The organism is Roseomonas sp. 18066, assembly GCF_902706185.1.
Lineage (GTDB): Bacteria > Pseudomonadota > Alphaproteobacteria > Acetobacterales > Acetobacteraceae > Pseudoroseomonas.
In genome coordinates this window covers 1-19,877 of the sequence record NZ_CACSJM010000123.1, presented here as the reverse complement: position 1 = coordinate 19,877, position 19,877 = coordinate 1, and the positions used below count along the sequence as shown (strand labels likewise).

Sequence of the window (19,877 nt, the reverse complement as noted above, 5' to 3'; positions counted from 1 at the left end):
CGGTGCCGACATTGAAGCCGAAACCGTAGAAGCCCGGCCGCGCGCCCAAAGCATGCCCCGGCGCCGACAGCGCCTGCGGCTGGAAGGCCGGCGCCAGCGCCGCTTCCGGCAGCAGCGGCGCGCCGCCGGCCAGCAGCATGGTCATCCAGGCCGACAGGTCGAGCACATTGGAGGAAACACCGCCGGCCGCCGACTGCGCATCGGCGTCACGGTCATAAAGCGGGAGGAAGCCGTCGGGCGTGCGGGCATGCAGCGCCGCGCGATCGGGCCGCGCCAGGAACTCCGCATGGCGCGAGCTGGTGGAGGCCATGCCGAGCGGGCGGTACAGCGCCGTCTCGGCGAGTGTCTCCCAGGGCTGGCCGGCGGCGGCGGCCACCGCCTCGGCGCCCAGCGTCAGGCCGAAATTGCTGTAGGCGTAGGAGGCGCGGAACGGCGCCAGCGGCAGGAAGCGCAGCCGCCGCAGGATCTCGGCGCGGTCGAAGCCCAGCTCCTCCAGCTGGTCGCCGGCATAGGCGGGCAGGCCGACGCGATGCGCCATGAAGTCGCCGATGCTGGCGCGCGCCGCGACCTCCGCGTCCGACAGCCGCAGCCAGGGCAGGTGGCGCTGCGCCGGATCGTCCCAGGCGCAGCGGCCGGCGGCGACCTGGGTGGCGGCGATGCTGGCCGCCATCGGCTTGGACAGCGACGCGATCTGGAAGACGGTCTCCGGCCCGACCGGGGCGTCGCCATCGGCACGGCGTGTCCCGAAGCCGCGGGCGAAGCGGCGCGCGCCGCCGGCGACCACCGCCACCGCCACCCCCGGCACCCCGGCCGGCCCGCGGATCGCCTCGACATCGCCCGGCAGGGCGGCCAGCGCGGCCTCGAGACCGCCCGGGGCCAGCGGCAGCACATCCTCGGGCGGCGAGGCGCCGAGGCGCAGCCGCGTCGCGGCCGGGCTGCAGCCGGCCAGCGCGCCGGCCCCCGCCAGAACCCCGAGCGCATGGCGGCGGGGCAAGGCGGGGTCCGGGCGGGTCATGACAAGGCTTCCTCTCGCCGCAGACGCGGCCGCTTCCGTTTGGACTCGTAGAGGGCAGCATCGGCGAGGCCGATCGCCAGGTCCAGCGCCGTGGCGTCGCGCGGCATCACAGCCACGCCAGCGCTGCAGCCCAGGGACAGCAGCCCGGCCGGCGTCGCCACCCCGTCGCGCAGCATGGCGTCCAGCCGCGCGCCGATCCCGGCGGCGGCGGTCCCCACCCGCTCCGCCTGCCCCGCCAGGCAGACCAGGAATTCGTCGCCGCCGAGGCGGACGGCGGCATCCTCGGCGCGCAGATGCTGGCGCAGCCACAGGCCGATCGCCTGCAGCACGGCATCGCCCGCGGCATGGCCATGGCGGTCGTTGATCGGCTTGAAGCCGTCCAGATCCATCACCAGCACCGCGGCACCCTGCGCCAGCGCCGGATGGGCGGCGGCCCAGGCGGCGAAGCCGGCGCGGTTCAGCAACCCGGTCAGCGGGTCGCGCCAGGCCTGGTCGCGCAATTGCAGCAGCCGCGCCTCGACATCGCCGGCACCGCCCTGGCCCAGCACGCTCTGCATCGCGGCGCCGAGGCGGCCGGCATTGCGCCCGGCCAGCACGCCGCCCAGCGTCGCCAGCGCCAGCGTGCCGAGGCCGAGCCACAGCCCGAAGGGCCAGAGCGAGGCCAGCACCGCGGCGCGGTCGCGCTCGGCCACCACCACCCAGCCCAGCGTCGGCCGGTCGCTGCTGCCATCGGCCCGGGCGAAGGCCAGGATGGCGGGGTCATGGCCGGGCACGGTGTCCTCGCGCCAGGTCGCCCCGCCCCCGGGCGGCGGCGGCGCGGCGCCCCAGGGCTTGCCGCGCGCCGCCTCGGGGCCCAGCAGCACGGTGGTGTCGGCGCCCAGCACCATCAGCTGCGCCGCCGGCTGCCAGGGCGACAGGCGGGTGATCTCGCGGCGCACGCCCTCGGCCCAGCGCCAGGTCAGGTGGCCGGCGATGACGCCGATCACCTGGCCGTCCGGCCCGGTCACCGGCGCCGCCGCATCGACGAAATAGGCATCGGCGCCGCCGCCCTGCGCCGCCGGCAGCAGCCGCGCCAGCAGCACGGCGGGATGCACGTCGCCCAGATGCAGCCCCTGCAGCCCCGGCTTGAACCAGGGGCGCGCCGCGACATCGACGCCTTCCAGCAGCCCGCCGGTGCCGGCGATGACGCGGCCATCGACGCCGGTGAAGCCGATCCAGGAGAAGGTGGGCGAACGGGTCTGCAGATCCTCCATCAGCCGCCGCGCCATGGCGGGCTCGGGCGGCTGGCGGGAGAAGGCCTCGAAGCGGGCCAGCAGGCCGACATCATTGGCCCATTCGACCAGGCCGGAATCCAGCCGCTGGGCCATCACCTCGGCATAGTCGGCCAGCCGCGTGCCGGCATCGGTGACCAGGCGCTGGCGCTCGGCGCGCAGCAGCAGGGCGGAGCCGGCCATGCCGACCAGGGCGCAGATCGCCCCCACCGCCAGACCATGCCGCCACCCCGGACCCATCAAGCCTCCACGCCGCATTGCCAAGCCTCCGCACGGCGCCCGTGATGCCGGCCGGATGCTGCCAGTCCCTTAACCGCGCCGGCAGAAGCTTGGCCGGAGGTAAAAAACCCCCTGGCGTGAAGAGGGCCGACACGAAAAAGGCCGGCATGAAAAAGGCCGGGGGCGTTGCCGCCCCCGGCCCTGTCATCCAGGCAAGTCTGGAACCAATATCACATCAGTCCCAGCTCAGCGCGCCGCCGTTCTGGTATTCGATCACCCGCGTCTCGAAGAAGTTCTTTTCCTTCTTCAGGTCCATCACCTCGGACATCCAGGGGAACGGGTTTTCCGTCTCCGGGAAGATCGGCGCCAGGGCGAGCTGGGCGCAGCGGCGGTTGGTGATGAAGTGCATGTACTGCTCGCACAGCGCGGCATTCAGCCCGAGGAAGCCCTTGGGCATGGTGTCGCGGCCATAGGCCACTTCCAGCTCGCAGGCGTCGCGCAGCATGGTCCGCACCTCGTCGGCGAACTCCTTCGTCCACAGCCCCGGATTCTCGGCGCGGATCTGGTTGATCACGTCGATGCCGAAGTTCAGGTGGATGCTCTCGTCGCGCAGGATGTACTGGTACTGCTCGGCGATGCCGACCATCCGCCCGCGCCGGCCCAGCGACAGGATCTGCGCGAAGCCGGTGTAGAACCACATCCCCTCGAAGACGACGTAGAAGGCGATCAGGTCGCGCAGGAAGGCGCGGTCATTCTCCGGCGTGCCGGTGGCGAAGTCGGGATCCGACAGGTTCTGCGTGTACTTCAGCGCCCAGGCCGCCTTGGCGGTGATCGAGGGCACCTCGCGATACATGTTGAACAGCTCGCCCTCGTCGAGGCCGAGGCTTTCCACGATGTACTGGAAGGTATGGGTGTGCACCGCCTCCTCGAAGGCCTGGCGCAGCAGGTACTGGCGGCATTCCGGGTTGGTCAGGTGGCGATAGACGGCCAGCACGATGTTGTTGGCGACCAGGCTCTCGCTGGTGGCGAAGAAGCCCAGGTTGCGCTTGATCGAGCGGCGCTCCTCCTCGGTCAGCCCGTCGCGCGACTTCCACAGCGCGATGTCGGACTGCATCGAGATCTCGGTCGGCATCCAATGGTTGTTGCAGGCCGAGAGGTACTTCTCCCACGCCCAGCGATACTTCAGCGGCAGCAGCTGGTTCACGTCGGCGCGGCAATTGATCATCGCCTTGTCGTCGACGGAGACGCGGCCGCCCCGCTCGTCGATGGCGCCGAGGCCGGTGGCGTCACCGGCCTCCGCGGTCTCGGCCCGGGCCGCGGCGACGGGCGCGGCAGCGGGCGGGGCGAAGCCGGGGGTCGGCGCGACGGGCTCGGGTTCCGACCAGTCGAGGATATTCGTGTCCATGTCGGCGCCGTTCCTTACTGGCAGGCTTCGCAGGTGGGATCGTCGAGCGAGCAGAAATTGCCGACCTCGGTCGCAGGCACCGGCTTCGGCGCCTCCGCCACGACGGCGGCCGGGGCCGGCGGCGGGGGTGCTGCGACAACGGCCGGGGCAACCGCGGCGGCGGGCGCCACCTTCACCGCGTTCAGCTTGCCGTCCGAGGTCTTCAGCGTCGACTTCTCGACATGGGTCGCGCTCTGGGTGCGCAGGTAATAGGTGGTCTTCAGGCCGCGCTTCCAGGCCAGGCGGTACAGCGCATCCAGCTTGCGGCCGTTCGGATTGGCCAGGTACAGGTTCAGCGACTGCGCCTGGTCGATCCATTTTTGGCGACGCGCGGCAGCTTCCACTAGCCAGGAGACGTCGACCTCGAAGGCGGTGGCGTAGAGCGACTTCAGCTCGGCCGGGATGCGGTCGATGGCGCCCAGGCTGCCGTCGTAATACTTCAGGTCGGAGACCATCACCGGGTCCCAGAGCTCCAGCGCCTTCAGGTCGCGGACGAGCGCCGGGTTCACCACCGTGAAGTCGCCCGACATGTTCGCCTTCACATAGAGGTTGCGGAAGGTCGGCTCGATCGACTGGGTGGCGCCGACGATGTTGGAGATCGTCGCGGTGGGCGCGATCGCCATCACGTTGGAATTGCGCATGCCGATGGTCTTCACCCGCTCGCGCAGGGCCGTCCAGTCGAGCGCCGCCGAGCGGTCGAGATCGAGGCCGCCACGGGCTTCGGCGACGAATTCGACGCTGTCATGCGGCAGGATGCCCTGGCTCCACAGCGAGCCGGGGAAGGAGGCATAGGCGCCGCGCTCGGCGGCGAGCTCCACCGAGGCCTCGATGGCGTGGTAGCTGATCAGCTCCATGCTCTCATCGGCGAAGCGCACCGCCTCGTCCGAGGCCAGCGGCAGGCGCAGCGCATGCAGCGCGTCCTGGAAGCCCATCAGCCCCATGCCCACCGGGCGGTGCTGCAGGTTGGAGCGGCGGGCCTGCGGGATGGTGTAGAAATTGACGTCGATGACATTGTCCAGCATCCGCATGGCGGTGCGGATGGTGCGCGCCAGCCGGGCGCGGTCCAGCCCCTTCTCCGTCACATGCAGGCCGAGATTGATCGAGCCCAGGTTGCAGACCGCGACCTCGGTGTCCGAGGTGTTCAGGGTGATCTCGGTGCAGAGGTTGGACGAGTGGACCACGCCGGCATGGCGCTGCGGCGAGCGCAGGTTGCAGGGGTCCTTGAAGGTCATCCAGGGATGGCCGGTCTCGAACAGCATGGTCAGCATGCGGCGCCACAGCTCGAGCGCGCGCACCGTCTTGTGCACCTTGATCTCGCCAGCGCGGGCCTTCGCCTCGTAGCGCTCATAGGCCTCGCGGAAGGGAATGCCGTAGAGCTCGTGCAGGTCGGGCACCTCGTCCGGCGAGAACAGCGTCCATTCGCCATCGGCCTCGACGCGCTGCATGAACAGGTCCGGCACCCAGTTGGCGGTGTTCATGTCATGCGTGCGGCGGCGGTCGTCGCCGGTGTTCTTGCGCAGGTCGAGGAATTCCTCGACGTCGATGTGCCAGGTCTCGAGATAGGCGCAGACCGCGCCCTTGCGCTTGCCGCCCTGGTTCACCGCGATCGCGGTGTCGTTGGCGACCTTCAGGAAGGGAACGATGCCCTGGCTCTGGCCGTTGGTGCCGCGGATATGGGCGCCGAGGCCGCGCACCCGCGTCCAGGAATTGCCGATGCCGCCCGAATACTTGGCCAGCAGCGCATTGTCGCGGACGGCGCCGAAGATGCCGTCAAGGTCGTCGGGGACGCTGGTCAGGAAGCAGGAAGACAGCTGGCTGTGGCGCGTGCCGCTGTTGAACAGGGTCGGCGTCGAGCACATGAAGTCGAACGACGAAATCAGGTCGTAGAACTCGATCGCCCGCGCCTCGCGGTCGATCTCGCGCAGCGCCAGGCCCATGGCGACGCGCATGAAGAAGGCCTGCGGCATCTCGAAGCGGATGCCCTGGGTCTGCTGCAGGTAGCGGTCATACAGGGTCTGGAAGCCGAGATACTGGAACTGCAGGTCGCGTTCCGGCTTCAGCGCGGCGCCGAGCCGGGCCAGGTCGAACTGCGCCAGATCCGGGTTCAGCAGCTGGTGCTCGATGCCCTTGGCGACATAGGCGCCGAAATACTCGGGGTAGCGCGCGGCCATCTCGGCCTGGCTGGTGGCCGGGCGGCCCTCGACGAAGACCAGCGCCTCGCGCCTGAGCTCGGCCAGCAGCAGCCGGGCGCTGACCTGGCTGTAGCTGGGCTCCTGCTCGATCAGGGTGCGGGCGGCCAGGATCGGCGCCTGGGCCAGCTCGTCCTCGCTGATGCCGTCATAGAGGTTGCGCCGCGTCTCGGTCAGCACCGGCGCCGGCGTCACATCGGCCAGGCCCTCGCAGGCCTCGGCCACCGCGCGGGCCAGCGCCGCGGCGTCCAGCGGCCGCAGCACGCCGTCGCGGCCCTTGACCTGCAGCGCCGGGGTCGAGGGGGTGCTGACGGCGGCCGCCGCCGCGCGCTCCCGCGTCCGCTCCTCGCGGTACAGCACATAGGCGCGGGCCACCTTGTGATGGCCGCCGCGCATCAGCGCCAGCTCGACCTGGTCCTGCACATCCTCGATATGGAACAGGCGGTCGGCGCCGGAATGGCGGGTCAGGCCGGCGACGATCTGCTCGGTCAGGCCGGCGACGATCTCATGGATGCGGTGCGAGGAGGCGGCGGAGCTGCCCTCCACCGCCAGGAAGGCCTTGGTCAGCGCGATGCTGATCTTGCCCGGGTTGAAGGGGGTCGGCCGCCCGTCACGTCGGATCACCTGGGCAGCGCCCGGGCCACCGGCCTGGGAGCCAGGGCGGCCGTCGGGCGCGGCATGGGGATCGGCGAGCGTGTCGTATGCGGACATGGGAAGGCCTTCAACTGGACTGGCGGACGGGCTGCACGCACCCTCCCCGAAGCGCGGGCGGTGCGTGGCGTTGGGGGCAGATCGACCGCCGGGGCCGGGCTGGAACATGCCCGGCGGGGTCGGCCACCCCTGCCTGTGCCCCGAGAATGCCACCCGGCACCCCCAATATCTAGGGCCCGTTTGCGTGAGGACCGCTACATTTTGTGGATGGATTGGGGACAAGCGCCGCAAGCCATGGTGGGGACTGGGAATTTGGGGAAGCCGCGCGGCTGGCGCAACGGCCTGCCGCGGCGGGCGCCCCCAGAGTCGTGGCAGGGCTGGTTTGCACGACTCGCAAGCCAGGGCGCGCAACCCGCGCAGCCTGGCAGAGCTGAGAATCGCTCGCAATCAAAAGCGGGCGCTCAGCCCGGCGGCAGGCGCGCCAGCAGGGCAGCCAGGTGGGGCGCGGCGGCCTTGGCGGCGGCGGCCTCCAGGGCGCGGAAATGCTCGACCACCGCCTCGCCCAGCGGGGTCAGCCGGGCGCCGCCGCCCTTGCTGCCGCCGGTCGCCGTCGCCGCCACCGGGGCGCCGAAGGTGGTGTTGAGGTCCTCCACCAGCTCCCAGGCGCGGCGATAGGACATGCCCAGGCTGCGCGCCGCGGCCGAGATCGACCCCTCGCGCGCGATCGCCTCCAGCAGCCCCACCTTGCCCGGCCCCAGCCGGCGCACGCCCAGATCGACGCGCAGGCTCAATCGCGCCTCGGCCATCACTCCCGCCCCTTCTCGCCGTCACCACCGTCCATGGCAGGCTATAGCGGATTTTCTCGCGCGCGGCTTCAGGGGGCGGCGAAAGGCGCCTCGGCCAGGAAGACGCGGGCGGTCAGCGGGTCGAGCTGGCAGGGCTCGCCCGGCTCCAGCAGGCCAGGGGGGAGCTCGGCCTCGACCAGGCTGTCGCCCAGGGCGAAGACGGCCTGGACGCGGCCGCCGGCGGGGCGGGCGGATGTCAGCACGGCATTGCCGGGGCCGGGTGTGGCGCGCCATTCATGGGCGCGGATGAAGGCCTCGGCCGGCCCCTGCCCGGCCCCGGGCGCGGCGGCCTCGCCCAGCAGCCGGTGGCGCGGCAGCGGCGCCAGGGGAATGCCGTCGAAGACCAGCTCCTGCGGCGTCAGCCTTCCAGCGAAACGCTGCGCCTGGCCGATGAAGCCGGCGACGAAGCCATTGGCCGGCTGGTCCAGGATGCGGGCGGGGGTGTCGAACTGGACGATGCGGCCGGCCTGCATGACGGCGACGCGGTCGGCCAGCTCCATGGCCTCGTCCTGGTCATGGGTGACGAAAAGGCTGGTCAGGTTGAGCTCGACATGCAGGGCCCGCAGCCAGTGGCGCAGCCCCTTCCGCACCTCGGCATCGAGCGCGCCGAAGGGCTCGTCCAGCAGCAGCAGCCGGGGCTCGATGGCCAGGGCCCGGGCGAGCGCGACCCGCTGCCGCTGGCCGCCAGAGATCTGCTCGGGCAGGCGGCGCTCCAGCTCGGCGATCTGCATCCGCTCCAGCAGGCGGCGGACGCGGGCAGCGATCTCGGCCTCGTGCGGGCGACTCGAGCGGGGGCGGACGCGCAGCCCGAAGGCCACGTTCTCGAAGACCGTCATGTGACGGAACAGAGCGTAGTGCTGGAAGACGAAGCCGATGCGGCGGTGCCGCGCCGGCACCTGGGCCATGTCCTGGTCATCGATCCGCACCTCGCCCTGATCCGGGAAGTCGAGCCCGGCCAGGATGCGCAGCAAGGTGGTCTTGCCCGAGCCGGAGGGGCCGAGAAGCGCCACGAACTCGCCCCCCTTCACCTCGAGGGCGATGTCGCGCAGCGCCTGGGCGGGGCCGAAGCTGCGGCGGAGGCCGCGGAGGGCCAGGCTCATGCGATCATGCTCATGCGGCCAGGCTTCCGCGCGGGCCGCCGCGTTCCAGCAGCGCCTTGGCCGCCAGCGTCACCAGGGCCAGCAAGGCGAGCAGCGCGGCGACGGCGAAGGCGCCGACGAACTGATACTCATTGTACAGGATCTCGATATGCAGCGGCATGGTGTTGGTCTCTCCCCGCACATGGCCGGAGACGACGGAGACCGCGCCGAATTCCCCCATGGCGCGGGCATTGCACAGCAGCACGCCCGAGAGCAGCGCCCAGCGGATTTCCGGCAGGGTGACCCGGAAGAAGGTCTGCCAGCCGGAGGCGCCAAGGGTGGCGGCGGCTTCCTCGGCGCTGCGGCCCTGCTCCTGCATCAGCGGGATCAGGGTGCGGGCGACGAAGGGGAAGGTGACGAACAGGGTCGCCAGCACCAGCCCGGGCAGGGCGAAGACGATCTGCAGGTCATGCGCCTGCAGCCAGGGGCCGAACCAGCCATGCGCGCCGAACAGCAGCACCCAGACAAGGCCGGAAATCACCGGGGAGACCGAGAAGGGCAGCTCGATCAGCGCCAGCAGCAGGGCGCGGCCGGGGAAGTCGAACTTGGCGATGCACCAGGCGCCGGCCACCCCGCCGATGGTGTTCACCGGCACGGCGATGGCCGCGACCAGCAGGGTCAGCTCAATGGCGGCGATGGCGTCGGGGTCGGACAGGGCCTGCCAGACCGGCCCCCAGCCGCGGCGCAGCGCCTCGGTGAAGACGGCGGCCAGCGGCAGCAGCAGGAACAGCGCCAGCAGCAGCAGCGCCAGGCCGCACAGGAAGATGCGGGCCCAGCGCGGCTCGGCGATGGCGGGGCGCGGGCTCATGCGCGCCGCCAGAAGCGGGTGGCCAGGTTCAGCCCCAGCAGCAGCAGGAAAGAAAGCGCCAGCATGGCCAGGCCGACCGCGGCGGCGCCGGCATAGTCGAACTGCTCCAGGCGGACGACGATCAACAGCGGCGCGATCTCGCTGACCATGGGCATGTTGCCGGCGATAAAGATGACGCTGCCATATTCGCCGATGGCGCGGGCCGAGGCCATGGCGAAGCCGGCCAGCAGCGCCGGGGCCAGGGCCGGCAGCACGACGCGCCAGACCACCTGGGGGCGGCTGGCGCCCAGCGTGGCAGCGGCTTCCTCAGCCTCCAGCGGCAGGTCGCGCAGCACGGGCTCGACGGTGCGGACGACGAAGGGGAGACCCACGAAGGCCATGGCCAGGCCGACACCGAGCGGGGTGTAGGCCACCTTCAACCCGAGGGCGTCGAGCGGCGCCCCGAGCCAGCCATTCGGCGCGTAGAGCGCGGTCAGCGCCAGCCCGGCGACGGCGGTGGGCAAAGCGAAGGGCAGGTCGACCACCCCGTCCAGCAGCCGGCGGCCGGGGAAGCGGTAGCGGACCAGCACCCAGGCCACCAGCAGCCCCAGCGGCAGCATCGCCGCCGAGGCGGCGAGCGCGCCCAGGAAGGACAGCCGCAACGCCGCCAGGACCCGCGGCTCGGCCAGCGATTTCCAGACGCCGAGCGGCCCGAGCTCCCAGGGGCGCAGCAGCAGGGCCAGCAACGGCACCAGCACCAGCCCCACCAGCCAGACCAGCGTCACGCCGAGGCTGACGCCGAAACCGGGCAAGGAGCGCTGCCGCATACGGAGGCTAGAGCCTTCGCCGTTCGCAAGGGCTCACGGCAAAGGCTCCAGCTCCTTGTTTGAGAGCATGATTCACGCCTCCGGTGACGTGCCCTGCGGCGATCATGCTCAACGGCCGGGCTGGTAGAGGCGGTCGAACAGGCCGCCATCGTTGAAATGGGTGGCCTGGGCGGGCTTCCAGCCGCCGAAGGCCGGGTCGTCGATGGTGACCAGCTCCAGCTGCGGGAAGCGCGCCTTGTTCGCCGCCAGCACGCCGGCGTCGCGCGGCCGGTAGAAATGCTTCGCGGCCAGGGCCTGGCCTTCCGGGGCGTAGAGCGCCTGGAGATAGGCCTCGGCCGCGGCGCGGGTGCCGCGGCGGTCGACATTGCGGTCGACCACGGCGACCGGCGGCTCGGCCAGGATGGAGAGCGAGGGGTAGATGATGTCGAACTTGTCGTTGCCGAATTCGGCGAAGGCCAGGTGGGCCTCGTTCTCCCAGGCCAGCAGCACGTCGCCCTGGCCACGCTGGACGAAGCTGGTGGTGGAGCCCCTCGCCCCGGTGTCCAGAACGGGGACGTTCTTGAACAGCGCCGCGATATAGGCCTGGGCGGTGTCCGGGCTGCCGCCGGGCTGGCGCAGCGCCCAGGCCCAGCCGGCCAGGTAGTTCCAGCGCGCGCCGCCCGAGGTCTTCGGATTGGGCGTGATCACGGCGATGCCGGGCTTGGCCAGGTCGCCCCAGTCGCGCAGGCCCTTGGGGTTCCCCTTGCGGACCAGAAAAACGATGGTGCTGGTATAGGGCGCGCTGTTCTGCGGCAGGCGGGATTGCCAATTGGCGGCGATCAGCCCCTGCTCGGCGATGGCGTCGATGTCATAGGCCAGGGCCAGGGTGACGACATCGGCCTGCAGCCCGTCGATCACCGCCCGCGCCTGCCGCCCGGAGCCGCCATGCGAGGCGGAGGCGCGGATGGCCTGGCCGGACTGGTTCTTCCATTGCTGGACGAAGGCCGTGTTGAAGTCGCGGTAGAATTCGCGGGTCGGGTCGTAGGAGACGTTGAGCAGCTGCCCGCCGCCGCCCGATTGCGCCTGGGCGGCGCCGGCCGGCAGCAGGGCCGCCGCGCCGAGCAGCAGGTGGCGGCGGCGCAAGGCGCGCGCCGCGGCCGGCATGATCGAAGCCTGGTCGCTGGAACCCATCATGGGAAGCCTCCCTGGCGGAGTGGAGCATCCGGCGCGGCGCGCCGGGATGCAACAGAAAGCGCCGTGGCCCCGTGCCAATCTCCTTGTCGCGGATGAAGTCTAGCCGGGCGGCGCGGATCAGCCCAACAAATCGGCGTGGTAGCGCTGGGCCACGTCGGGATGCGAGCGCAGCCGGCCCTTCAGGTAGTTGGCGCCGACATTGCGGAACAGCGGGTTGTCGGGGTCGCTGGCGGGGCCCTGGGCCTCGGCGGCCAGGGCCGGCGGCAGGGCCAGCAGCGGCACCTCGGCATCCAGCCGGGCGCCGAGGAAGAAGGCGATGGAGAAGCGCTCGCGCCCGGCGGCGGGGCTGACGACGCGGTGCACCGTCGCCTTGAGGTAGCCGTTGGAGGCCAGCTCCAGCAGCTCGCCGATATTGACCACGAAGGTGCCGGGGCGGGGGACGGCGTCGATCCAGCCGTCGGCGGTCTCGACCTGCAGCCCGCCGATCTCGTCCTGCAGCACGAAGGTCAGCAGGCCGCTGTCCTTGTGGGCGCCGACGCCCTGGTCGGGCTCGTCCGAGGTGCGGCCGGGGTAGCGGATGATCTTCATGGTCTGGTTGGGCGTGCCGGCATAGATGGCCTGCAGCGCCGCGGCATCGCCGACCAGGGCTTCGGCGAAGGCGCCGACCAGGCGGGTGGCGACCTCGGTCAGGCGGGCCTGCCATTCCAGCAGCGTCGGGCGCAGCGCCGGCAGCGCGTCGTCGGGCCAGAGGTTGGGGCCTTGCAGGCGCGACCAGGCCGGGCTGCCGGCTTCCTGCGGCAGGGGGGCGCGTTCGGCGTGGATGTCGAACTGCTCGCGCCAGTCGGGCTTGCCGCGGGTGAGCTCGAGGCCGGCGCGGTTGTAGCCGCGGAAATGCGGCGAGTGGATCATCTGGACCTTCAGCTTCTCTTCCTCGGGAAGGTCGAAGAAGGCGCAGGAGAGGTCGCGGACCTGCTGGGCCAGCTCGTCGGGCACGCCGTGGCCGGCGAGGTAGAAGAAGCCGACCTCGCGCGCCGCGTAGCGCAGCTGTTCCAGGAATTCCTTGTGGTTCGGCCCGCCGAGCTGGCTGATGTCGAGGGTGGGGAGCGTCGCGAGGGTGGCGGTCGTGGACATCGTTGTTTGTGACTTTGCTTTCTTAAACTGACAGAAAAAAGATGGGGGCCTGGGGGAATTCATTCCCCCAGACTTTTATTCCGCCGCTTGCGCGAAGTGGCTCGCCGCGGTGAGACCGCGTTCGATGTCCTGCTTGATATCGTCCGGGTGCTCGAGCCCGATGGACAGCCGCACATAGCCCGGCGTCACGCCCGTCAGCGCCTGTTCCTCGGCCGAGAGCTGGCTGTGGGTGGTGCTGGCCGGGTGGATGGCCAGCGACCGCGCGTCGCCGATATTGGCGACGTGGTAGAGCAGCGTCAGCGCGTCGATGAAGCGCTGCCCGGCCTCGAGGCCGCCGGCGAGCTCGATGCCGACCAGGCCGCCGAAGCCACCCTGCAGGTATTTGTCGGCTCGCGCCCGCGCGGTGCCGGTCTGCAGCGAGGGGTGGATGACGCGGGTCACCTCGGGTCGCTTCGCCAGCCAGCCGGCGATGGAGGCCGCGGTCTCGCTGTGGCGGGCGATGCGCAGCGGCAGGGTCTCGACGCCCTGCAGGATCTGGAAGGCGTTGAAGGGCGAGAGCGGCGCGCCCAGGTCGCGCTGCACCGAGGCGCGGACGGCGACGGCATAGGGCGGCAGGCCGCGCTTCGGCGCGTCGATGGTCCAGACGGCGCCGTGGTAGCTGGCGTCGGGGGTGTTCAGCGCCGGCTGGCGTTCGGGCACGGCCCGCCAGTCGAAATTGCCGCCGTCGATCACCGCGCCGGCGATGCTGGTGCCGTGGCCGCCGATGAACTTGGTCGCCGAGTAGACGACGATCGCGGCGCCGTGGTCGAAGGGGCGCGCGAGCAGGGGGGCCGCGGTGTTGTCGAGGATCAGCGGGATGCCGAGGGGGCGGCCGATGGCGGCCACCTCGGCGATGGGGAAGACCACCAGCTTCGGGTTGGGGAGCGTCTCGCCGTAATAGGCGCGGGTGCGGTCGTCGGTGGCGCGGCGGAAGTTTTCCGGGTCGGCCGGGTCGACGAAGCGGACCTCGATGCCCTGGCGCTTCAGCGTGTTGGCGAAGAGGTTCCAGGTGCCGCCATAGAGGTCGGTGGAGGAGACGATGTTGTCCCCCGCCTGGGCCAGGGCCAGGATCGAGAAGGCGCTCGCCGCCTGGCCGGAGGCGAGGGCCAGGGCCGCGACGCCGCCTTCGAGGGCGGCCAGGCGCTGCTCCAGCACGTCGACCGTCGGGTTGCCGGTGCGGGAATAGATGAAGCCGGTCTGCTCCAGCGCGAAGAGCGAGCGGGCATGCTCGCTGCTGTCGAACTGGAAGGAGGTGGTCTGGTAGATCGGCACGGCGACGGCGCCATGGCCCGGGGCGGCGCGCCAGCCGGCATGCAGCGCCAGGGTCTCGGGGTGCAGGGGCATGGTGTTTTCCTCGCGCTCAGTCGGCCAGGCCGAGCAGGCCCAGCGCCTCGCGGCGCAGCGCCACCAGCTCGGGGTCGTCGCGGTGGCGGGGATAGGGGCGGTCGACGATGAGCTCGGCGGTGATGCGGGCCGGGCGGGGCGAGAAGATGATGACGCGCTGGGCCAGGATCAGCGCTTCCTCGACGTCATGCGTCACCAGGATGGCGGTCAGGCCGGAGCGCTGCCACAGCCGCACCAGCTCGGCCTGCATCGACAGGCGGGTCAGGCTGTCGAGCTTGCCCAGCGGCTCGTCCAGCAGCAGCAGCCGCGGATCGTTGACCAGCGCGCGGGCCAGCGCCACGCGCTGCGACATGCCGCCCGAGAGCTGGTGCGGATAGGCGGTCTCGAAGCCGGTCAGCCCGACCAGGTCGATCGCCTGCTGCACGCGGTGGCCTTCGCGCTTCAGGATGCCGCGCGCCTCGAGGCCGAGGGCGACATTGGCCCGCACGGTGCGCCAGGGGTAGAGGGTGGGGTCCTGGAAGACCAGCACGCGCGACGGGTCGGGCGCGTCGATCGGCGCGCCGTCGCCGGTGAGCGTGCCGCCGGTGGGCTGGTCCAGCCCGGCCAGCAGCCGCAGCAGGGTGGACTTGCCGCAGCCGGAGGGGCCGAGCAGCGCCACGAACTCGCCTGGCTTCACATTGAGAGAGACGTTGTCCAGGACGGGAAGCGGCTGGCCTTCCAGCAGAAAAGCCTGGCTGGCGTGGCGGACGTCGACGGCCATGCCGGCGGCGTCCTGGGTCGTCGCGATCGCCGCATTCACCACCGGACGGTCCCCTTCTGCCAGGCGAGCACGCGGTCGCGGCCCTTGAACAGCAGCGTCACCAGGCTGGAGCACATCAGCGCCATGACCAGCAGCGCGGCATACATGTTGCCGTAGGCGGCCCAGCCCTGGGCCCATTGCAGATACCAGCCGAGCCCGGCCTTGACGCCCAGCATCTCGGCCACGACCAGCACGGAGAAGGAGGAGCCCAGCCCCATGAACAGGCCGACGAAGACCTGCGGCAGGGCGGCGGGGATGGCGACCTTCAGCACCAGGAAGGACTGCGAGGCGCCCAGCGTCCGGGCGATGTCGTAATAGGCGCGGTTGACGCCGGCGACGCCCGACCAGGTCAGCACGGTGACCGGGAACCAGGTGGCCAGCGCGACGAGGAAGGTGCTGGCGCTGCCGCTGGAGGGGAAGGCGAAGAAGGCGATGGGCAGCCAGGCGGTGGCCGGCAGGGGACCCACCAGGCGCAGCACCGGATGCACCCAGTAGCCGATGGCCTTGGACCAGCCCAGCGCGACACCGGCGACGAAGCCCGCCGCCGCCCCCAGCACATAGCCGGAGAGCAGCAGCCAGAGCGAGCGCAGCACGCTCTCGCCCAGGCGCGGCCAGTCTTCCAGATAGACTTCCAGCAGCCCCTGCGGCGAGGCGAAGAAGGGCAGCGGCAGGATGGCCAGCTTGGCGGTCAGCAGCTCCCAGCCGATCAGCGCCAGGCCGAGCACGGTGAGCCAGGGGCCGGCGACGCGCAGCCGCTGGCCGAGCTGGCCGAGCCAGGGCGCGCCGAGGCCGGCCACGGCCAGCGCCCCGCCCAGCAGCAGGGCGATGGCGGCCAGCTCCTGGGTGCGGCCGACCTCGATCTCGTCGGGGGCCAGGCTGGTGATGGCGGCGGCGGCGAGCCAGGCCAGGCCGGCGACGACGCCGCCGAACCAGGGCCCGGGGCGGGTCGAGGCTTCTTCCGCCCGCCCGCCGAGAATGACGGCGCCGCTCATCACACGCTCAGCACATCGGCGGTGACGCGCTCGGCGAAGCGCTTCGGGTCGGTGCCGGCGCGCATGACGCCGACCGACTTCAGCTCCTCGGCATAGAGCTCGATCTCGCGGCGGATGTCGGTGCCGGCGGGGGTGTGGCCATGGGTGTGGCTCTGCAGCATGGCGATCAGGTCGTCGCGGCTGACGCGGCCGGGGGCGTAGTCCATGAAGGCATCCGCCGCGATCTTCGGGTCGTGCGCCGCAAGCTGCTGCGCCTCGATCAGGGCGCGGGTGAGCGCCGCGGCCACCTGCGGCTCGTTCTTCACCAGGCTGCCGGAGACGCCGATGATGCAGCAGGCGCGCTGCGCCCATTCGCCGGTCAGGTTGCTGGCGACCTCGACGAACTGCTTGTCGCGGATCAGGGTCCAGGCGATCGGGTCGCCGGCGGCGAAGGCATGCGCCTCGCCGCGCTCGATGGCGAGCCCGAAGACGTGGGCCGGGAACACCCGCCAGGTGACGTCGCGGTCCGGGTCGATCCCCCGCCGCTTCAGCAGCATCGAGAAGAAATTCTTGTCGGCGCCGGCCATGTCGCTGACGGCGATGGTCTTGCCGCGGATCGAGTTGATGTCGGTGGTCAGGTTGTTGGCCGCGGGACCGGCCAGCCGCATGCAGCCGCCATGGGTGCCGCCGGTGATCTTGACGTCGAAGCCCATCTCCAGCGGCTTCAGCCAGCGCAGCGCCATGCCGACGCCGGCATCGGCCTTGCGGGTGGCGATGGCTTCCAGCAGCGCCTCGGTCGAGCCGCCGAAATTCACCAGCTCCACCTCCAGCCCGTGCCGGGCCAGGATGCCGGAACGGCGGGCGACCTCGATCGGCGAGGTGCAGATCGAGGTGGCGTTCCAGGCCAGCGTCAGCTTCTTGACCGGGGCGCCGGGGGTGGCGGCATTGAGCGGCGTCAGGCATCGGCCCTGTTCCGCCAGCATGGCCTCGAAGGCGCGGCGGTCGGCGCCGAGCGGCGCGAAGCCGGCCAGCGGCAGCGCGAGGCCAGCGGCGCCAAGAGCGCCGAGCAGACGGCGGCGCGGCAGGACAGGGTGGGACATGACGGCTCCTGACAGCTTTCCCAGCCAGGGGTTTAACGTTGGCTGATCGTCCTATCAGGGATGCACGACTCTGTGTGTGTCAAACGGAAATGTGGCGAAAAACAGTTGCCTGCGCGGCGGGCCGTGGCGGCAGGATGTTCATCCTGGCCAGGCGCCATCCAGGGGAAAATGATTCCCCCTGAAATGCCCGCGCCGCAGCGGGGTTAAAGGGCGAAGAAGGGCGTGCCCTTGAGCTCCGGCTCGTCAAAGGCCTCCAGCCGGGCGCGCAGGGTGTCGATATCCTCGGCGAAGATGGCGGCGGCGATCTGCCGCGCCAGCCGCCCGGCGCCGATCGAGACACCCGGCACGTCGGAGGCGATGGCGCCGAGGCTGGCCATGGCGGCGTGGTTGAACAGATGGATGCGCGACAGGCCGGGGGCGCGGTCCGGGTGCTTCGCGGTCAGCCCGAAGCCGGCATCGAGCCAGGGGAAGCGGCCGATCTCGGCGCGTTCCAGCCCCGGCGGCGGGGTGTAGCGGTCGGACCACAGCGCGATCTCGCCGGCGAAGGACGCAAACTCGGCGATGCGGGCCATGTCGATGCTGAAGCCGGTGCCGAGGATCAGGAAATCGGCCGCCGCCACCACGCCCTCGCCGAGGGTCAGCGCGACGCCGCCCCCCTGCCCCGGCGCCGCCGCGCGCAGCGGCGTGCCGAGATGGATGTGGAAGCCCGGCTTGTCGAGCACGCGGAAGATGCTCTCATGCGGCGGCGGCGACTGCACGTCGTGCATATAGGCCAGCAGGCGCCATTTCTCGGCCGGCGGCAGCGAGGGCCAGCCTTCGAAGAAGCCCTGGTTGGCCGAGCCGCGGCCCTTGTTGACCTGGGGCAGCACGCGGCGGCGGATATAGAGGTCGACGCGCGCCGCCCCCGCCTCCAGCGCAGCGGCGGCATTGTCCCAGGACGACGGGCCGGCGCCGATCACCGCCACCGCCTTGCCGCGCAGGGCGGCGAAATCGATGCTGTCGTTGCTGTGCGCGGCCAGCGCCGGAAACAGCGCCGGATCGACGCCCGGCGGCAGGCTGGGCCCGCCGGTGCCGGCGCGGCCGCTGGCCATCACCAGGCGGCGGGCGGCGACGCGCCGCGTGCCGGCCGCGTCGCGCAGGGTGACGCCGACATGGTCCGCCGCCGGATGCACCGACAGAACCTCGACGCCGTTGGTCACCGGCAGGCGCAGCGCGCGGCGGACCCAGCCGATGTAATCCTGCCAGTCGGCGTTGAGGATCTTGTAGAGCGGGTCCCAGGCCTCGGCGCCGCGCACCGCCTCGAACCAGGCGCGGAAGGTCAGCGACGGAATGCCGAGGTCGATGCCCGGCAGGTGCTTCGGGCTGCGCAGCGTGCGCATCCGCGCGGTGGTGACCCAGGGGCCTTCCAGCCCTTCCGGCGCGCGGTCGAGCACGGCGATGTCGCGGATGCCCTTGAAGGTCAGGGCGGCGGCGGCGGCGACGCCATACATGCCGGCGCCGATCACCAGCACGTCGGGCATCGGCGCGCCATCGGGACCGGCGCGCCCGGCGGGCCAGGCGCTGGCGGGCAGGGTCAGGCGCTGCAGGTCGCGGGCCAGCTCCGCTTCCAATGCCGCCAGCCCCGGCGCCCTGTCCTGCCTGTCCACGATGCCCGTCCCCGCGCCCGGTGTTGCGGCGCAACCTTAGGCGCTGCTCCCCGCGGCGAGAAGCCGGGCGCGGGCCGGTTCCGTCAGCGGGCAGATGCCGCAGAAGCCCAGGCCCGGCACCGGGTAGCGCAGGCAGCAGACGCGTCGCTGCCGCTCGGGCACGTAGCGCACCGGGGCATGCAGCGGGTTGGGCCGGCCGGCGGCATCCAGCCGCGCCGCCAGCAGCGCCGCCAGCGCCTCCAGCCCGCCGCAGCCAGCGAAGCCGTCGCGCAGCCGGGTCAGGGTCAGCTCCATCAGCGCGCCGGCATTGCCCCAGAAGACCCGCGGCGCCGCGCCCGAGGCTTTGGCCAATGCCTCGATCAGCGGCGCCAGGTGGCGGTCGACGATGCGGGCGAAGCGGTCGGCGCCGACCGGCGCGCCCGGGCCGGGGATGTCGAGGCCGATGGTCTCGCCATCCGCCGCCAGGCGCAGCCCGGCCTCGTCCAGCGCCACCGGCAGGTCCAGCCCCAGCAGCAGGTTGGCCGCCAGCGCCGGCACCAGCCAGGTGGAGAAATGATACTTCGACCACAGCGAGGCCACCGCGCGCGGATCGGCCGGCGCCGGGTAGCGGGTGGCGAAACGCGCCAGCAGGTCCGGCAGCACCCCAGGCTCGAGCAGCCGCGCCGCGGGTTCGGACCCTTCCGCGGCGCTGAAAAAAAACTTTTGCGAATAGGGCGCCAGCGGCCCCTGCAGCAGCGCGGTCAACGGAGGAAGGGTCATCGCCGCAGCATCAATCCCAGGAGATAGGCGCTGCCCAGCAGGGTCGCCACCAGCCCCGCCGGCACCTGCCAGGGAAAGGCGATGGTCCGGCCCAGCCAGTCGGCCAGGGTCATCACCAGCGCCCCCGCAAGGGCGGCGCCGGCCAGCGGCGCCGCGGTGCCGCGCAGCCCGATCATCCGGCAGAGATGCGGCGCCATCAAGCCCACGAAGCTCAGCGGCCCGACCAGCAGGGTGGCGGCCCCGGTCAGCAGCGCCGCCAGCCCCAGCAGCAGCGGCCGCAGCCGGGTCCAGGGCAGGCCCAGCGCGGTGCCGGTGGCCACCCCCAGCGGCAGGATCGCCAGCCAGCGCGCCGCCAGCCCGGCCAGCGGCAGCAGGACCACCGCCAGGGCGCAGGCGGTCCCGGCCTCGGCCGCGGTGACGGCATAGGTGGACCCGGCCAGCCAGCCGAGCAGCGGCAGCAGCCGCGGGTCGCCGGTCAGCAGCCGCATGCTTCCCTGCCGCGATGCGCCTTCGCCAGTTCCACTGGAC

The 19,877-nt window shown here is 71.7% G+C and carries 17 protein-coding genes; all 17 read right to left on the bottom strand.

Annotation, left to right across the window (positions count from 1 at the left end; genetic code table 11):
- A partial coding sequence (locus tag GVN67_RS21685) for a serine hydrolase (RefSeq protein WP_159999416.1) occupies window positions 1-1,015 on the bottom strand: 1,015 nt, incomplete at its 3' end.
- Window positions 1,012-2,526, bottom strand: a complete 1,515-nt coding sequence (locus GVN67_RS21680; protein ID WP_159999415.1) for a diguanylate cyclase — start codon at window positions 2,524-2,526, stop codon at window positions 1,012-1,014. The genes GVN67_RS21680 and GVN67_RS21685, both read right to left, overlap by 4 nt.
- Window positions 2,527-2,740: 214 nt before the next feature.
- A complete protein-coding gene (locus GVN67_RS21675; protein ID WP_255430422.1) occupies window positions 2,741-3,910 on the bottom strand; it encodes a ribonucleotide-diphosphate reductase subunit beta in 1,170 nt (389 codons plus the stop codon).
- Window positions 3,911-3,924: 14 nt separating this feature from the next.
- Entirely contained in the window at window positions 3,925-6,849 is a 2,925-nt protein-coding gene (locus tag GVN67_RS21670) for a ribonucleoside-diphosphate reductase subunit alpha (protein ID WP_159999414.1), read from the bottom strand.
- Window positions 6,850-7,250: 401 nt separating this feature from the next.
- Entirely contained in the window at window positions 7,251-7,595 is a 345-nt protein-coding gene (locus GVN67_RS21665) for a winged helix-turn-helix domain-containing protein (RefSeq protein WP_159999413.1), read from the bottom strand.
- 68 nt (window positions 7,596-7,663) lie between these two features.
- On the bottom strand, window positions 7,664-8,734 hold the full coding sequence (locus GVN67_RS21660; protein ID WP_159999412.1) for a sulfate/molybdate ABC transporter ATP-binding protein: 1,071 nt from the start codon (window positions 8,732-8,734) through the stop codon (window positions 7,664-7,666).
- A 10-nt stretch (window positions 8,735-8,744) separates the two neighbouring features.
- Window positions 8,745-9,581 carry a sulfate ABC transporter permease subunit CysW gene (cysW, locus tag GVN67_RS21655; protein WP_159999411.1) on the bottom strand — a complete coding sequence of 279 codons (837 nt, stop codon included), beginning with the start codon at window positions 9,579-9,581 and terminating at the stop codon, window positions 8,745-8,747.
- Entirely contained in the window at window positions 9,578-10,387 is an 810-nt protein-coding gene (gene cysT, locus GVN67_RS21650; protein WP_159999410.1) for a sulfate ABC transporter permease subunit CysT, read from the bottom strand. The genes cysW and cysT overlap by 4 nt, the downstream gene beginning before the upstream one ends.
- A gap of 108 nt (window positions 10,388-10,495) precedes the next feature.
- Window positions 10,496-11,560: a sulfate ABC transporter substrate-binding protein gene (locus GVN67_RS21645; RefSeq protein WP_235035413.1), complete on the bottom strand. Its 1,065-nt coding sequence runs from the start codon at window positions 11,558-11,560 to the stop codon at window positions 10,496-10,498.
- A gap of 117 nt (window positions 11,561-11,677) precedes the next feature.
- Complete coding sequence (locus GVN67_RS21640; RefSeq protein ID WP_159999409.1) at window positions 11,678-12,691, bottom strand: isopenicillin N synthase family oxygenase; 1,014 nt, start codon at window positions 12,689-12,691, stop codon at window positions 11,678-11,680.
- Between the two features lie 75 nt (window positions 12,692-12,766).
- Window positions 12,767-14,074 (bottom strand): O-acetylhomoserine aminocarboxypropyltransferase/cysteine synthase family protein, encoded by a 1,308-nt coding sequence (locus GVN67_RS21635; RefSeq protein ID WP_159999408.1) that lies wholly within the window; start codon window positions 14,072-14,074, stop codon window positions 12,767-12,769.
- Between the two features lie 16 nt (window positions 14,075-14,090).
- Window positions 14,091-14,834, bottom strand: a complete 744-nt coding sequence (locus GVN67_RS21630) for an ABC transporter ATP-binding protein (RefSeq protein ID WP_200845342.1) — start codon at window positions 14,832-14,834, stop codon at window positions 14,091-14,093.
- 35 nt (window positions 14,835-14,869) lie between these two features.
- Window positions 14,870-15,865 (bottom strand): ABC transporter permease, encoded by a 996-nt coding sequence (locus tag GVN67_RS21625; RefSeq protein ID WP_159999406.1) that lies wholly within the window; start codon window positions 15,863-15,865, stop codon window positions 14,870-14,872.
- A complete protein-coding gene (locus GVN67_RS21620) occupies window positions 15,865-16,944 on the bottom strand; it encodes an ABC transporter substrate-binding protein (protein WP_159999405.1) in 1,080 nt (359 codons plus the stop codon). The genes GVN67_RS21625 and GVN67_RS21620 overlap by 1 nt, the downstream gene beginning before the upstream one ends.
- A 203-nt stretch (window positions 16,945-17,147) precedes the next feature.
- The gene (locus tag GVN67_RS21615; RefSeq protein ID WP_200845341.1) at window positions 17,148-18,590 is read right to left on the bottom strand and encodes an FAD-dependent oxidoreductase; all 1,443 of its coding nucleotides are present in this window, start codon (window positions 18,588-18,590) and stop codon (window positions 17,148-17,150) included.
- Between the two features lie 36 nt (window positions 18,591-18,626).
- Window positions 18,627-19,349, bottom strand: coding sequence for a siderophore-iron reductase FhuF (fhuF, locus tag GVN67_RS21610; RefSeq protein ID WP_159999404.1), 723 nt, complete (start codon window positions 19,347-19,349; stop codon window positions 18,627-18,629).
- Window positions 19,346-19,837, bottom strand: coding sequence for an iron chelate uptake ABC transporter family permease subunit (locus tag GVN67_RS21605; RefSeq protein WP_200845340.1), 492 nt, complete (start codon window positions 19,835-19,837; stop codon window positions 19,346-19,348). Before GVN67_RS21605 ends, fhuF begins: the two co-directional genes overlap by 4 nt.
- Between the last annotated feature and the right edge of the window lie 40 nt (window positions 19,838-19,877).